The 15,252-nt window shown below is 55.3% G+C and carries 13 protein-coding genes; 6 read left to right on the top strand and 7 right to left on the bottom strand.

The features are described 5' to 3' along the window. Positions 1 to 29: 29 nt before the first annotated feature. A complete protein-coding gene (locus tag Q4501_RS15320; RefSeq protein ID WP_303597133.1) occupies positions 30 to 395 on the bottom strand; it encodes a hypothetical protein in 366 nt (121 codons plus the stop codon). Positions 396 to 622: 227 nt separating this feature from the next. Between Q4501_RS15320 and Q4501_RS15325 the strand changes: the two genes are divergently transcribed. Further along, positions 623 to 1,219: a hypothetical protein gene (locus Q4501_RS15325; RefSeq protein ID WP_303597134.1), complete on the top strand. Its 597-nt coding sequence runs from the start codon at positions 623 to 625 to the stop codon at positions 1,217 to 1,219. 67 nt (positions 1,220 to 1,286) lie between these two features. Further along, entirely contained in the window at positions 1,287 to 3,464 is a 2,178-nt protein-coding gene (locus Q4501_RS15330) for a patatin-like phospholipase family protein (protein ID WP_303597175.1), read from the top strand. On the opposite strand, the gene Q4501_RS15335 is transcribed toward Q4501_RS15330, so the two are convergent. The 3 genes from Q4501_RS15335 to Q4501_RS15345 all read right to left on the bottom strand — a co-directional run bounded on the left by Q4501_RS15335 (position 3,445) and on the right by Q4501_RS15345 (position 6,709). Continuing rightward, positions 3,445 to 4,143: a GntR family transcriptional regulator gene (locus Q4501_RS15335; protein WP_303597135.1), complete on the bottom strand. Its 699-nt coding sequence runs from the start codon at positions 4,141 to 4,143 to the stop codon at positions 3,445 to 3,447. The genes Q4501_RS15330 and Q4501_RS15335 overlap by 20 nt on opposite strands. Positions 4,144 to 4,229: 86 nt before the next feature. Further along, the gene (cls, locus tag Q4501_RS15340; RefSeq protein WP_303597136.1) at positions 4,230 to 5,660 is read right to left on the bottom strand and encodes a cardiolipin synthase; all 1,431 of its coding nucleotides are present in this window, start codon (positions 5,658 to 5,660) and stop codon (positions 4,230 to 4,232) included. Then, on the bottom strand, positions 5,660 to 6,709 hold the full coding sequence (locus tag Q4501_RS15345) for an AraC family transcriptional regulator (RefSeq protein WP_303597137.1): 1,050 nt from the start codon (positions 6,707 to 6,709) through the stop codon (positions 5,660 to 5,662). Before Q4501_RS15345 ends, cls begins: the two co-directional genes overlap by 1 nt. 397 nt (positions 6,710 to 7,106) lie before the next feature. Between Q4501_RS15345 and Q4501_RS15350 the strand changes: the two genes are divergently transcribed. From Q4501_RS15350 to Q4501_RS15365, 4 genes are all read left to right on the top strand, one after another. Continuing rightward, positions 7,107 to 7,910: an alpha/beta fold hydrolase gene (locus tag Q4501_RS15350; protein ID WP_303597138.1), complete on the top strand. Its 804-nt coding sequence runs from the start codon at positions 7,107 to 7,109 to the stop codon at positions 7,908 to 7,910. A 37-nt stretch (positions 7,911 to 7,947) separates the two neighbouring features. Then, positions 7,948 to 9,030: an SMP-30/gluconolactonase/LRE family protein gene (locus Q4501_RS15355; protein ID WP_303597139.1), complete on the top strand. Its 1,083-nt coding sequence runs from the start codon at positions 7,948 to 7,950 to the stop codon at positions 9,028 to 9,030. After that, positions 9,030 to 9,491, top strand: a complete 462-nt coding sequence (locus tag Q4501_RS15360) for a thioesterase family protein (RefSeq protein WP_303597140.1) — start codon at positions 9,030 to 9,032, stop codon at positions 9,489 to 9,491. Before Q4501_RS15355 ends, Q4501_RS15360 begins: the two co-directional genes overlap by 1 nt. A gap of 101 nt (positions 9,492 to 9,592) precedes the next feature. Then, positions 9,593 to 10,576 (top strand): NADP-dependent oxidoreductase, encoded by a 984-nt coding sequence (locus Q4501_RS15365; RefSeq protein ID WP_303597141.1) that lies wholly within the window; start codon positions 9,593 to 9,595, stop codon positions 10,574 to 10,576. Positions 10,577 to 10,580: 4 nt separating this feature from the next. Here the strand turns inward: Q4501_RS15365 and Q4501_RS15370 are convergent, their stop codons facing one another. From Q4501_RS15370 to Q4501_RS15380, 3 genes are all read right to left on the bottom strand, one after another. Continuing rightward, positions 10,581 to 12,458, bottom strand: a complete 1,878-nt coding sequence (locus Q4501_RS15370; RefSeq protein ID WP_303597142.1) for a sodium:proton antiporter — start codon at positions 12,456 to 12,458, stop codon at positions 10,581 to 10,583. Positions 12,459 to 12,479: 21 nt separating this feature from the next. Beyond that, the gene (tcdA, locus tag Q4501_RS15375; RefSeq protein ID WP_303597143.1) at positions 12,480 to 13,271 is read right to left on the bottom strand and encodes a tRNA cyclic N6-threonylcarbamoyladenosine(37) synthase TcdA; all 792 of its coding nucleotides are present in this window, start codon (positions 13,269 to 13,271) and stop codon (positions 12,480 to 12,482) included. 187 nt (positions 13,272 to 13,458) lie between these two features. Further along, positions 13,459 to 15,234 carry an acyl-CoA dehydrogenase C-terminal domain-containing protein gene (locus Q4501_RS15380; protein ID WP_303597144.1) on the bottom strand — a complete coding sequence of 592 codons (1,776 nt, stop codon included), beginning with the start codon at positions 15,232 to 15,234 and terminating at the stop codon, positions 13,459 to 13,461. Positions 15,235 to 15,252 lie beyond the last annotated feature (18 nt).

The following is a 15,252-nucleotide window of genomic DNA, read 5'->3' on the forward strand; positions in this document are numbered from 1 at the left end:
CCGGCAACCCAGTTCTTTATAGGGCAATTTTACAGGCAGTCGAACTGAGAGCGGCGATCAAAGGCCACAGAGACCATGTCATAGCCGGAATCAGACAGGTTGCGGATCAATTCCCGATCTTTCAGCAAAGCCATGCAGACTTTGTGAACACTGGCCTGGAGGTGCTCTGATGCTGGCTGAGCAGCGGCGAGTCGGAAATCCACTATTAGATACTTGCGCTCGACTGCGGCGGACACCGGGATATCTTCACGCTCAACGCTTTCAAAGCCGATGTAGGTGGCGTGATCCTGGTGGAAGACCTGGCTCATTACAACGTCCAGATTCTCGGCCTGGACGGCGGGCGCAGAGAGCAGGAATACGGCGGCTGCGGCACGGATCAGGTTCTGGATGTTCATATTGTTAAGCTCCCCGGAAGGTGTCCCGGTTCGAGTGTAACAGAATGTAATGTTTGGTTACGATTGATTATTGCAAAGACTGTCGTTTTTTGCGCGGTATCTCTTGAACCTTTTTCAATTGTTTGCAGTCTGCATACATTTAGCTCGGTGTTACGGGTGCGCAGGGCTCCCCTGGCGTTGTTCTATCAACTATCATGAAACGAAAATCGACTGCAGGAGAGAGGCCCATGTTTCAGCTCGTATTCAAGGGTGAGTGTGTCCCCGACACGGATATGGCAACAGCGCGGAATAATGCACGCGCGCTGTTCAAGGCCAGTATTGATCAGATAGAGCGCATGTTCAGTGGGAGCCCGGTGGTTATCCGGAATAAGCTGGATGAGGAGCAGGCAGAAAAGTATCGCGCGGTGCTGAGAAAACACGGCATGGTTGCCTATGTTCAACCTATGCAAGGCGCTCAGGCTCGGGCAAAACCAGGCCCGTCAGCCCAGCCGGACAACGCGGCACCGGAGCCGGCGAAATCCGTTCCTCCCTCGGCAACCCCGCAGCCCTCCTCAGGTGCTCCAGATGTAGAACCGGGTGATCGTTTGCCGGTAGCCGGTGAAAAGGTAGATGACATTCTTGCAGGGTCAGCGCTTGGCCTCGACCCTGTCGGTGTCACATTGATGGAATCTGAGGAGACAGAGGCTCCCATGTTTCAGCACCTTGATGACTGGACGCTGGCACCGGCTGGCAGTGATATAGGTGTCAAGCGTGAGCTGCCGCCGCCGATCGTGCCAGACGTCTCGCACCTTTCGTTGGCGGATGATAAGCCGGACAATAAATGAATATCGAGCCCGAGGGGGCTGCCACGTTTTGAACCAATCAACGGGGATAACCCTCTTTTGCCTGGTTATGGCGCTTCTCACATCGCTTCCCGCGGCGGCCAGTAATCCCGAAACTGAACGTCCGCAGGTTGGTCTCGTGCTCAGCGGCGGCGGCGCCAAAGGCATGGCTCACGTCGGTGTTCTCCGGGTACTGGAAGAAATGAATATTCCGGTGGATATGGTGGTGGGAACCAGCGCAGGTTCTGCGGTGGGCGCACTCTATGCTTCGGGTATGTCGGTTGCGGAGATTGAACAGCGCTTTATAAATATGGACTGGTTGTCGAGTTTTCGGGATGACCCCGGCCGTGCGTACAAACCAGTCCGTCGGAAACAGGGCGAGTGGAGATTCCCAGTGACACCGGGTCTTGGCATTAGCCTGGACGGCCTGCACCTTGGGGCTGGCATTATCTCCGGTCAGAATCTTGGCTTTATTCTCAACGAACTGACCCACAACGTTGCTCTTGTCGAGAATTTCGATCGTTTACCCATTCCGTTCCGCGCTGTTGCTACGGACCTGGAAACCGGCGATATGGTGGTGCTCGGTAGTGGCAACATTGCTACCGCCGTGCGGGCAAGTATGAGTATTCCGGGAGTCTACGCCCCGGTCAATCTTGATGGCCGTTTGTTGGTCGACGGTGGCATAGCGAATAATCTGCCGGTGAGTGTTGCCCGTGAAATGAGGGCCGACATTATTATCGCTGTTGATATCACCGATGCTTTGATGGGGCCCGACGAATTGCGTGAAGCCTTCTCCGTATTCGGCCAACTGACGACCATCATGACCCGGCGCAATGCCGACCAGCAGCTTGAAATGTTGGGCGAACAGGATGTGCTTATCCGGCCGGACCTGGAAGGCCAAAGCTCTGCAGACTTCTACAACGCTCCTCTGCTGTTTGAGTTGGGGGCCAGCGGCGCCCGTGAACACGCAGTGGATCTGAACGCACTTGTCGTATCAAACGAGGCCTGGCACGCATACCGGTCACGACTGGCCTCCGCGGACTATAGCGCTGGGTCTGTTGCCCGTATTGAGGTTGAGCATGATCGTCGTCTGGGTCGGGACTTCCTTCGGGAGAGAATACGTCAGAAAACCGGCGAGCCGCTGGATGTTGAAGCCCTGGAAGAAGATCTCAAGCGCATCTACGGTTTGGGCTATTACGAGATAGTGTCCTACTCCCTGTCGTCGGCAGTGGATGGCACGGTGCTTAAAATTAAGGTCCAGGAGAAGAGCTGGGGCCCTAATTATCTGTCGTTTGGCCTCAACTACGAGGATAACTTTGATGGTGATACCCGTTTCAATCTTGCAACTTCCCTGCGTATGACAGAACTGAATGAGCTTGGGGCCGAGTGGCAGACCGGTTTACAGCTAGGTACGGAGCCGCGTATCCGCACCCAGTGGTATCAGCCTCTTGATTATGGATATGAGCGTTTTCTGGTGACGGGTGCTGAGTACTCCCGTGATACGTTCAGCGTGTATGACGCCGAGGGTGAACGTGTGGCCGAGCTGGATGTTGCGTTCCGTCAGGTCGATGTTGGCCTGGGAACGGAACTCGGTGGAAACGGGGAGGCCCGGTTTACCTACACCCGCGGATACGCCACCGTGGATAATCAGATTGGTGCGGCAGTGGCACCCGAAGGCGCAGTTCACCAGGGCAATGTAAGCCTTCAACTGGTTCACGACTCCCTCGATGATGCGTTTTTCCCACGCGAAGGCGCCTTTGCTGGAATTCGGGGTCGGCTGGAACGGGAAGACCTGGGTTCCGACCGGCATTTTGATGCGGTAACAGGGATGGTGCTCGGAACGGGTAGCTGGAGGGGCTTTACCTTAACGGGACTGCTCTATGCTCATACGGTCACCCGAGGTAATGCGGGTATCGAAAATGCAGTGCGTCTCGGTGGGTTTCGACGTCTATCCGCCTACGCCCCGGGCCAGATTACGGGTGACAGTGCGGCTATGGGATCAGTCTATGCCAGTCAGGCATTCGGCGGCCCGATAGTCCCCTGGTTTGCAGGTATGGGGCTGGAGACCGGAAACGCCTGGGATTCTCTGAGTGATGCCGGGTGGAATAGCTCCGTGAGATCCTGGAGCCTATTTGCAGGTGTGGACACCTTTCTCGGCCCTGTGCAGATAGCAACGGCTTACAGTAATAAAGATAACTGGGCTGCGTACATGAATATCGGGTTTTCGTTTACTCAGCTATTTTACTAGAGGCCCCGGCAAGGGCTCCTGCGGAAGGGGCTGCCTCGCATACCTGCTGGCACTGCTGAGCGGCATACCGATGAAGGACTGATGCCAGCCTGTCTTCATCCCTGTCTCTGATCGCGCTGATGGATTCCCGCATGTGCGCCAGGTTATCTTCCAGCACGCGCTTTCCACCTTGGTTGAACGCTACGAAGGCGCAGCGTCTGGCTGACGGCCACAGATCATCAATTGCCGCGAGAATGAAATAGTTATCGGCATAGGCCAGAGAAGCCTGGGTATATTCAACGCCCAGATCGAGGAACGCCGTCAAATCGTTCCTTTTGAAGCAGTCTTCCATTTTCTGATAAAGCTCCTCCAACCGCTTCAGATCCTCCGGCTGCCATTGTCTGGCAAGCTTTCGGCCGGTGTGGGTCAGATACAGTTCCAGTGTTTCATAAAGACTGTGTACAAAATAACGGTCCAGAGTAGTAACAAAAGCGCCTTTACGCGGCACGTTGGTTACCAGGTGGCGTTTTTCAAGGAGTAACAGGCCTTCGCGGATTGAACCGTTGCTGACTTCCATCTGCTTGGCCATGGAGGCCTCATAAATGCGCTCACCTGAGTCAAGCTGGCCGAAAACAATCAGGTTTTCGATGTGGCGGGCGACCTGCTCGGTCAGTGTAACTCGGGGTTTGAAAGCGTTCATGAAAGCTGTTCACTAAGCTGGGTTGGCGGAATGAGGGAGGAATAGTCGCATATTCGCATATTTCGGAGCCAGTATCCCTGAGCTACCTACAGTAATGGTGCGAGTAAGCGAACCGCCCGGCAGGTCAACCGGAACATAATGGAACGACCTTCGTAGTCCTGCTCGGTCATTTTGCGGCAATGAATAAGATCATCTGTGAGCATGGCATCCACCTCGGAAACAAAGGACCCGGAAGTGTTGATCGCCATGATCTCGAAGTTCAGGCGCATGGAGCGGTTGTCGAGATTTGCGGTGCCCACGGCAGCGTAGTCCGTGTCGACCAGAATCACCTTCTGATGCATGAAACCCGGTTGATACTGATAGATACCTATGCCCGCCTGACTCGCCTGAACCAGGTAAGAATATGCGGCAAGGCGAACAAGCTGGCTGTCTGATTTCTCCGGGATAATGATTCTTACATCCACACCCCGAAGAGCAGCGAGTTGCAAGGCATTCACAATCTGGAAGTCCGGAACAAAATAGGGCGAAGCTATCCAGATGCGAGTCTGTGCATTGTTTATACAGTTGAGGAAAAACAACGCACAGGTTTCCCATGTGTCTGCAGGCCCAGTGGGCAGTACAAGAACCCGTTCATCTCCCGGTAGCTTGTTTTCTGGCGCCCAGTCCAGGTCGGGGAATTCGTTACTGGCCCAGTTCCAGTCTTCCAGCCAGGCAAGTTGGAGGCCCTTGACAGCGGCGCCTTCGATTCGGCAATGGGTGTCTCGCCAGGGCTCCTGATCCATCGCGGTGCCCAGGTATTCATCACCCAGGTTGATGCCGCCGACAAACCCGATTTTACCGTCACAGACCAGGAGTTTCCGATGGTTTCGGAAGTTCATCTGGAACCGTCGGCGACGCATATTGCCATCACCAAAGGACGCAACGCGGGCACCCGCTTTTGTAAGTTCTTTGAGGTAAGTTCGGGGCAGCCCGACGCTACCGATTTCATCGTACAGAAACCAGACCTGCACGCCTTCTGCCAGCTTGTGTTCGAGGATGGTTTTGATGCGCTGGCCAACCTTGTCTGAACGGACAATGTAGAACTCGAGAAGAATATAGGATGTTGCATTCTCCATGGCCGAGATCAGAGCCTCGAAAGTCGCCTCGCCATCACGCAGCAAGGCGCACCGGTTGCCTTCAGTGAAGGGCTGTCGCCCAAGCTTGCAGAGAACCTGTAACTGTTTATCAAGCTGCTCCTGTTCGGGGGTGGAGAGAGAGGTTTTTTGCTCTTCAAACCGGTCAAGCAGCTCAGAGAGGGATTGGTCGCCCATTCGTCGGGCTTTGATATATCCACCGAAGCGCGAGCGACCAAAAACCAGAAACAGTGGCACCGCAACATAGGGCAGCCCGAGGAGGCTGATAATCCAGGCGATAGCGCCCTGGGTGGTACGGTAGGTGAGCAAAATACGATAGATACAGGCAGCGGAGCCCAGATAAAACAGGCTGACCAGTATGGCGAGTAAGGAGGTGTCAGGCATCATTGCTCGTTTTCTCGGGAGAGGTGCTGGGCCCGATACTGAGCCGGTGCGATACCCGTCCAGCGTTTGAAGGCCCGACTGAAAGCACTCAGCTCTGAGAACCCGAGAAGGAAAGCGATTTCCCCCAGGGCGTAGTGGTCAGAAGCAACGTAGCGCAGGGCTTTGTCTTTTCGCACTTGTTCGACCAGCTCATGAAAACCCAGCCCTTCTTTTTTCAGTCTCCGGTAGAGAGTCTGGCGGCTCATATGGCATTGCTGGGCAAGAGTATCCGCATCGATTTTATCCGTCGACATCTGGCGCGATATTAATCGGCGTATTTTGCGGCCAAATGAGCGTCGGGTTTGCAACCTTGCCAGTAGCCCATTGACCTGGCGAAGGACCGCTGAATACACGTAAGGATTGCGGTGTGGAATTGGGTGGCTTAGGTGGCGGGTATTGAATGCCAGCCGGGTTGCTGCCGCCCCGAAAGTTACCGGGCCTTTTAGCAGTTTTTCGTACAGGTCTGCGTATTCCGGTCGCGGATGAGCAATTTCCGCCCATTCGGCCTTTATTCCCGAGTAAATGAAATGTCGGGTCCGACACAAGGCGGCCGCCAGGGTGCGGTCCATATCCTGACGGCAGTAATTTTCGGGGGAATCTGCTTGCCAGGTCAGGATGGCCTGGTTTTCAGTCTGCTCGAAGCTCAGGGACACCGATTCGTTGATCAGCCTGTGCAGGCGAACATACTGGGTTACCGCCTCACCCAGAGTGTCGCAATTGAAGAAAACGTGGCCAACCAGACCCATGCGTTCAGGGTCGATAACCTGGCCGGCGTTCAGTCCCACCGCCGGGTCTCCGGTGACTTGTTCTGCGTGATCCCACAGTCTGTAGTGCGCCTGCGCTGGTACCCGCCGGTCTGGGTCTTTAAGCGCGGGCATATCCATGCCGAGAATCTGTTCTACACGAGGGCTGTCCAGAACACCCTGGCGGCTAAGGTAGTGCACGAGTGCCAGTGTACTGGAAGCAGCCACGAAGAGTGTCGTTGTGGTGTCCTTTGGCGCAGTGGTCACATTAACCGTCTCATTAACGGGGTGTCATGGATGCTGATACAAAATGTCAAACGAAAGGGACAGTCTGTCAACGGGTTTTACCTCCTCCAACGATAGCATCTATTCATCAGGTTGAAGTAATCGAAGGTCGAGCCAGGAGGCTTTTATGGAACACAGGATTTTTGTACCCAGCACCGAGCGTGAGCGTGAAAACGTTGTAGCACTTGCTGAATATCTGCGCGATATGTATTGCTGCTAAGTATTCAGATGCAACGTCTATGACCTTCAGACCGGGCTTTGCCCGGTCTTTTTTTACCCCAAGAAAAGCCCCTCGCCCCCACTTTATTTGCTCGTGTTACTGGCAGTGGTACTGTATCGGCACTCAAACAATACAATTCCTGACGGAGACTGCCTGCCCATGAGCGTAAAACTGAACCACAGAATTACCGGAGAAGGCTCTCCCGTGATCCTTTTGCACGGGGTGTTCGGGTCCCTCGAGAATCTCGGTGGTATTGCCCGGAAACTGCACGGTGAGTGGCAGGTTCACGCTCTGGACGAGCGCAACCATGGGAGTTCCCCTCATACTGACACCATGGATTATCCGTCTATGGCAGAAGATGTAATTGCCTATATGGATGAGCAGGGTATCGACAAGGCATGCCTGTTGGGACATTCGATGGGCGGAAAGGTTGCCATGCAGGTCGCGTTACAGGCCCCGGAGCGCGTTGAAAAGCTGATTGTCGCCGACATTTCACCTGTGTCGTACAAGCCGGGTCATGATGCCATCCTCGATGGACTCAAACAGGTTGATCTTACGAAAGTGCGTTCACGCAGAGATGCTGATACTCAGCTGGCGAAGTTTGTAGATGTGGCCGCTATACGGCAGTTTCTGCTTATGAACCTTGTACGCATCCCGAACGATGAACAAGTCAATGGTGGGCCCGTTTATAGGTGGCGTTTGAATCTGCAAGCGATTGAGACCTGCTACCCCAACCTGGCCAAGGCGCCGGATGGCGACGGCCCATATAACGGCCCTGTTCTGTTCCTGAAAGGTGCCGATTCGGCCTATATTCAGGAGAAGCACCGGAGTGAAATCTATCGGCTGTTTCCACGGGCTCAGATAAGCACTATTGAGGGGGCCGGGCACTGGCTGCACGCTGAGAAGACCGACGAGTTTATAGCGCTGTGCCGGCGCTTTCTGGAAGGGAATAATTCAGACTGACCCTGAAAATAAAACGGATAACGGGCAGGTTAAGCGTATGAAGTGGTTGATGGCCGGGCTGCTGGTCGTGTTTGTTTTGTTGGGTGGTTTGCTGCTTGCAAAGTCGCCGGTCGATGCTCTGGCATGGCTGCCGCCGGCTCCTGAGCCTATGACCGACTTGCTGGCGCCGAATGAACGTTTGGGTGAGGCAGAGTTGCTGGCGCTGGGTCAGGTCTATGGGCCTGAAGATACAGCCGTTAGCGCCGAGGGTGTCGTCTTCACAGGCACTCAGGACGGTTACATTGTGCGTGTGTTTCCGGACGGCCGGGTTGAAAACTGGCTGTCGACAGGAGGCCGTCCCCTTGGGTTGGTATTTGACCTCAGTGGCAACCTGATTGTCGCTGATGCCTGGAAGGGTCTGCTTTCCATCACGCCCGATGGCGACATCAGCGTGCTTGCCGCTGAGGCTGAGGGCATACCGTTCCGGTTTACCGACGACGTTGATATCGCAGGGGACGGCCGGATCTATTTCACCGATGCCAGCTCTCGTTTTCAGCAACCGGATTACCAACTGGACCTGCTTGAGATGAGGCCCCACGGTCGGCTGCTGCGATACACCCCGGAAACCGGTGAAACCGAAGTTTTGCTGAACAAGTTGCATTTTGCCAATGGCGTTGCCGTGGCGCCAGACGACGACTATGTGCTGGTGAATGAAACCTGGAAGTACCGAATCCATCGATACTGGATTAAAGGTCCGAAAGCCGGACAGGCTGAGGTATTTGTGGATAATCTGCCGGGCTTCCCCGACAACCTGGCGGTGGATGAAAATGGCAGGTTCTGGGTCGCGTTTCCGACACTCCGGAATGCCAGTATTGATAGCTTGCATCCGCTTCCCTGGCTCAAGGAGCTGGTGGCGAAATTACCGCAAGCCCTGCAACCGAAACCCCAGGAATACGGATTGGTTGTTGCGTTTGATCGCAATGGCAAAGTTATCACCAGCCTTCATGACACCCGGGGCCAGCACCTCCAGGAGATTACGTCGGTGAACCCCCACGGTGGCCATCTGTATTTTGGTTCACTTCACAACGACCGTATAGGGCGGTTAACGTTGCAGGCCATTCCAGGCCTTGGAGGGCAGTGATGACAGAGCAACCAGTGCAGTGGGATCTACCAGACCCTTTCATTCTCGAGATTCAGGTGGTTGCGGACGACACCGACCGGCTAGGACATGCCAACAATGTTGTTTATGTGCGTTGGCTGGAAGACATCAGTTGGGCGCATGTCGAGAGCCTGGGGATGACATGGGAGCTGCATGAGACAACTGGCAAGGCCATGGCCATCACCCGAACTGAAATCGACTACCTGGCATCTGCCAATGCGGGTGATCGGCTGATCATGGGAACCTGGCTCACCGGCTTTGATGGCCGCTTCCGCTCTGCGAGGCAGTTCCAGCTGGTACGCCCCGAAGATGGCAGAACCCTGGTGCGGGCAGTATCGACCCACGCCTGTGTGGACCTGAAAACCCAGCGGCCTTCCCGTGCACCGAAAGAGTTTGCAGATATTCTGACTGCAGCCTGTGTTGCCGGAGGTCGAGGTCTGTAGCCTAGCCGGGTCACTATTGCCGGCAACTTCTGGTAACCTGAAAGAATACAAAGCACCCCGTCGCAACCCTTTACTATCGGCGCCCTTTTCCGGAGATACCCATGGATACACCTATTGATCAGCAGACTGAATCTGCCATGAAAAAGGTGGTTTACCACCAATTTGGCGACCGTGATGTTCTGCAGGTAGTAAGCTCGGATATTCCTTCCCCGGAGGAGGAGCAGGTATTGATTCGTGTTCACGGTGCCGGGCTTAACCCCATCGACTGGAAAACCCGCAAAGGTTTTGGGTTTGTGGCACAGCAGATTGAAGGCTCGCTGCCTTGGGTCCCCGGATACGACGTGGCCGGGGAGGTAGTTACCGTTGGGGATGGCGTGACCACTTTAGCACCCGGAGACCGGGTTATGGGGATGATTGGCTTTCCGTTGAATGGCGGGGGCTATTCTGAGTATGCCATTGCCTCTGCTGATGAGTTGGCTATCGTGCCCGAAGAACTGGACCTGGTAACAGCCGGAGCTCTGCCGCTTGCAGCGCTTACAGCGTGGCAGGCACTGTTTGAAGTGGCGAAGCTTGAGCCTGGGCAAAAAGTTCTGGTGCACGCCGGTGCCGGTGGGGTAGGGCATCTTGCCGTGCAGTTCGCGTTGGCGAGAGGGGCACATGTTGTTGCCACTGCTTCAGCGGGCAACCGGGACTTTCTTTCAGAACTTGGTGTTCACGAAGTTATTGACTATCACACCACCGATATCGCTGATGAGTGTTTCGGACTGGACCTGGTGCTGGATCTGGTGGGCGGCGAAACCGGCAAGCGGTCTCTGCGTACCCTTGGTGAAAATGGCATGCTGGTCACTATCCCTACGATTACGGCAGATGAAATCGTGAGCGCTGCCGAAGAGCTGGGGTTAAGAGCACATGGCATGACCGTGCGTCCGGATGTGTTTCACCTGGATGAAATTGCCGAGCTTATTGAAGACGGCGACGTGAAGGTGCACATAGAGAAAGCCTTTGCGCTGGACCAGGTAGCACAGGCCCACGAACTGCTCGAAGGTGGGCATGTGCGTGGCAAGCTGGTGTTGGACTGCCGCTAGGTTTTCAGCTTCTTGGGTCGGGGCCCGCTGAGGGCTCTACCTTCAAGGCCGAAGGCTCTGCCCCATTTCCCTTATCTTTGCGTTCTTTGTGGTTCTGGGGAGGCACCAGGCTGATCAGTATCCAGTCGTCACCTGGCTTCAAGTCGTCCATGTTGCGCACCGGCTTGATACGGCTCTTACTGTCGAATACAAACAACACCAATGCCTGCCCCCGGTATTGTGCCAGAAAGTCGTTGTACTCGAACTCCTCACTGAGCTGAGTGGTTTTTATTGAATAGCCCTGGCTCGCCAGACTGGCAAGCTTGGCATAGCTCACGTCGTTGAACAGGCCACGAGTTACCTGAATTTTCCCCGCGGTCTGGTGCCTCGCCTTCTGATCCTGATCACCCTCTGAAAGGCTGAACACATTGGTGTCACCAAACCAGTCCAGAAAGTGGTAAGTCGCCAGGGAGTTCATATGCTTGTACGGGGAGATGACCAGCAGGTTCCCGATTCCCGTAAGGTCAAGGTGGGTTGATGCATGCTCGGAAACCGGGTTGCCAAAGTACACCTTAAGATTATCCATGCGTGCCTGACGCACGTTCTCCCAGTTGGTATCTGCCAGGGCGACCGGCACATCATGCTTTTTTAATGCCTGTCCGATCATGCGGGCAACCGGGTTGGCGCCAAGTATCAGAAACCCATACTCTGCAGGCTCAGTAACTTTCAGCAACCGGGCGACAGGCCGGGCTGTCAGGCTTTGCAGGGTAACGGTGGCAATAATCAGTACGAATACCATGGGTACAAGGGCTGCCGCGCTTTCGTAGCCAAGCTTTTGTAGCTGGAACGCAAACAGGGCAGAAACGGCTGCAGCCACAATACCTCTCGGAGCAATCCAGCTTAGAAACAGTTTTTCCCGCCAGTTCAGCCCGGTGCCGATAGCTGATAGAAATACGCTAAGCGGCCGGGCCACAAGCATCAGCACCGCCAGCACCACGGCCAGCCCCCACCCCAGATCTGCAATGGCAGCGAACTCTACCCGTGCAGCCAGAATGATAAACAGTGCCGAAATCAGCAGCACGCTCAGGGATTCCTTGAATTCAAGAATGCTGTCGACGGAGACCTGCTTCATGTTGGCCAACCAGATGCCCATCACAGTCACCGTGAGCAGGCCGGACTCGTGGGCCATTTCATTGGAGAATGCATAGACGCCCAGCATGAACGTGAGCGTGGCTGCGTTGTGCAGATAATGCGGCATAAGGTGCTTGCGCAGCACCAGACCGTTCAGATAACCCGCCAAGGCCCCGAGGGCAAAGCCGATCAACAGGGTTTTGCCAAAAATATACAGGGAGTGACCGAACACGTTGCCCTGGCCCCAGGAAACGATGCCCTCGAACACCAGAACCGCCAGTAAGGCGCCGACCGGGTCAATGATGATGCCTTCCCAGCGCAGAATGTTCGCCAGTTTGGCGGTCGGGCGCACTGAGCGCAGCAACGGTGCAATAACCGTAGGCCCGGTAACAATGGAGATAGCGCCAAAGAGCATGGCGACGGCCCAGGAAATATCGAGAACCCAGCGTGCTGCCAGGGTGCCGATAATGCCGGTGACAATGGAGCCAACCGGTATGAGATTACGGGCCATTTTGCCGTGTCCGCGAATTTCATCAAAGCGCAGAGTCAGGCTGCCTTCAAACAGAATTATGGCAACGGCGAGTGAAACCATCGGAAACAGCAGATCCCCGAATACCTCGTCCGGGTTAAGGAAGCCCAATACCGGACCTACAAGAATCCCGCCGGCAAGCAGAAAAAGAATGGCGGGCACCCGCACGCGCCAGGCGAGCCACTGAAAAGATAATGAGAGGATACCGATGCTTGCAAGAATCACTACCGTACTGGCTGGCATAAAGGTTGGGTATCCGTTTGGTTATTGGTTGGTGCGTCGTGCAATACGATTTAACAGCCTTGAGGCTGCGAACAGACCAAAACTGGCAGTAACCGGGCAAGCGGCGCCAAAGCCAGACGCACAGTCCAGCCGTGAGGGGCCGGCAGTTGCAGGCTTTTGCAGACAGACTTCGCCATCCTCGGCCGGGTACGTGAGCTGTTCCGTTGAGTATACGGCCTCAATGCCAAAGCGTCGCTTGGGATTACGTGAGAAACCGTATTCTCGACGAAGAAGGTTACGAACCTTGGCCAGTAGAGGGTCCTGAGTTGTTTTGCTGAGATCCGCTACCAGGATCTTGGTGGGGTCTGTCTGGCCTCCGGCGCCGCCCGCGCATATGATCGGAATTTTTCCACGCTGGCAATGGGCAATCAGTGCAGCCTTTGGTTTTACGCTGTCGATGGCATCAACTACACCTGTCATGTCAGGTGTGATCAGCTCTGTCAGGTTTTTCAGGGTAAGAAATCCAAAGTGAATCCGGATATCCGCATGTGGGTTGATGGCTTTCAGCCGATCCGCCATGGCATCGGTCTTGGTGCGTCCATACTGACCTTCCAGCGCGTGCAGCTGGCGATTGGTATTGGATACACAGATATCATCCATATCGACCAGGGTTATGGTGCCAATACCGCTGCGAGCCAGCGCCTCCGCTGCCCATGAGCCTACTCCGCCCAAACCGATAACGGCGATATGGGCATCGCGGAAGGCCTGCAGGGCACGGCGTCCGTACAGCCGTTCAATGCCGCCAAAGCGGAAAGCGTAATCGTCGGCGTTCATGCGGTCTCCGTTTGTATCCGGATGCTAGCCGGAGATAATCAAAGGCCGCGATTATACCCCAGTGCCGGAGCAGACCGAAAACACCCGAAAAAAAGCCACGCGATGCGTGGCTTTCAATATAATAATCCGGGCCAGTCGCTTTTAATCAAAAAGTCAGGAGCCCGGACGTGCAGTCACTCACATAGGCTCAGGCCGCCCAGTGGTCATCTCCCATCTCCATGAGAGTGTCTTTTCCACTTTCGATGTCGCTCAGCAACCAGTGGATTTCCGGAAGCAGCTTTTCAAAGTAGAAGCGGGCAGACACGAGTTTGCTCTCAAGTAATGGCTTGTTGCCTTCTCCGGCTGCAAGCTGCTGGCTGGCTACGTTAGCCATTCGAGACCACATATAACCGACAACCGTCAGTGCCATCAGACGAAGATAAGGCGTGGCGGCAGCCCCGGCCTGCTCGGGATCTTTAGGTGCGTTTGTTGCCAGCCACATGGTTGCAGTTTCCAGTGCAGTCATAGCCCCTTTCAGTTGTTCGCGATGGGGAGCTTTCGGGTTGTCCTTAAGGTAGCCCGAGAGCACGCCAAACAGGGTGCGTACAAGTTGCCCGCCTTTCAGACTCAGTTTACGGCCGACAAGATCCATCGCCTGAATGCCGTTTGTGCCCTCATAGATGCGCGCAATACGGCCGTCACGAACCAGTTGTTCCAGCGGCCAATCGGTGGTGAAGCCTGAGCCTCCAAGCACCTGTAACCCAGTGTTCGCATTGTTGGAGCCTTCGTCGGTCAGGAAAGCTTTGACCACAGGCGTGAGCAACTGCACCAGATCATCGGCCGACTCGCGTACAGATTCGTCCGGGTGGGCGACCGAGAGGTCCAGCTGATGACCGGTGAACAGAGCAAGTGCACGCATGCCTTCATTCAGAACTTTCTGGCGCATCAGCATACGGCGCACGTCAGGGTGTACGATAATTGGATCAGCCGGGCCATCCGGATTCTTTGGTCCGCTCAGCGAGCGGCTCTGCAAGCGCTCGCGCGCAAAGTTGAGGCTTTCCTGGTACGCCATCTCGGCAAGGCCAAGGCCTTGCATGCCAACCATCAGGCGGGCTTCGTTCATCATGGTGAACATGGCACGCATACCATCGTTGGCTTCACCTACCAGCCAGCCCTTGGCGCCTTCAAAATTCATCACGCAGGTCGCGGAGCCCTTGATGCCCATCTTGTGTTCCAGGCCACCGCAGAATGCCGGGTTGCGTTCGCCGGACTCCGGCAGAAACTTGGGCACAATAAACAGGGAAATGCCTTTTGTTGTGTCTGGCGCACCAGGCAGCTTGGCCAACACCAGGTGCACGATGTTATCGGTAAGATCGTGCTCGCCGCCGGTAATCCAGATTTTGGTGCCCTCAATGGCATAGCTGCCATCCTGGTTTGGCGCCGCTTTTGTGCGAATCAGGCCCAGATCCGTGCCGCACTGGGGCTCGGTAAGGCACATGGTGCCCGTCCATTCGCCGGAAACCAGCTTTTCCAGATAGGTCTGCTTCAGCTCATCGGAGCCGTGGGCGTATAGCGCGCTGATTGCGCCATGGGTCAGGCCCGGGTACATGCCCAGCGACAGATTGGTGGAGCAGACCATCTCATCAACCACAAACTTCAGAGTGTGAGGCAAGCCCTGTCCGCCAAACTCCAAGGGTGCATCCAGCGCTGTCCAGCCGCCTTCTACAAACTTTTTATAAGCCTCTTTGAAGCCTTCCGGTGTTTTTACTTCGTGGGTCTTCGGGTCGTAGTCGCAGCCTTCGCGGTCGCCGGCCTGATTGGTTGGCTGAATCACTTCGGCGGCCAATTTACCGGCTTCGTCAACAACTGCGGAGATAAGATCCGGTGTTGCATCGGCGTACTTTTCCAGCTCATGAAGCTGGTCTAAACCGAGTACATCGAACAGCAGAAAACGAAGATCATTTGCCGGGGCCTGGTATTGCATGAGCACTCTCCTTACTGA

It is taken from the genome of Marinobacter sp. 2_MG-2023 (genome assembly GCF_030546935.1).
Taxonomy (GTDB): domain Bacteria; phylum Pseudomonadota; class Gammaproteobacteria; order Pseudomonadales; family Oleiphilaceae; genus Marinobacter.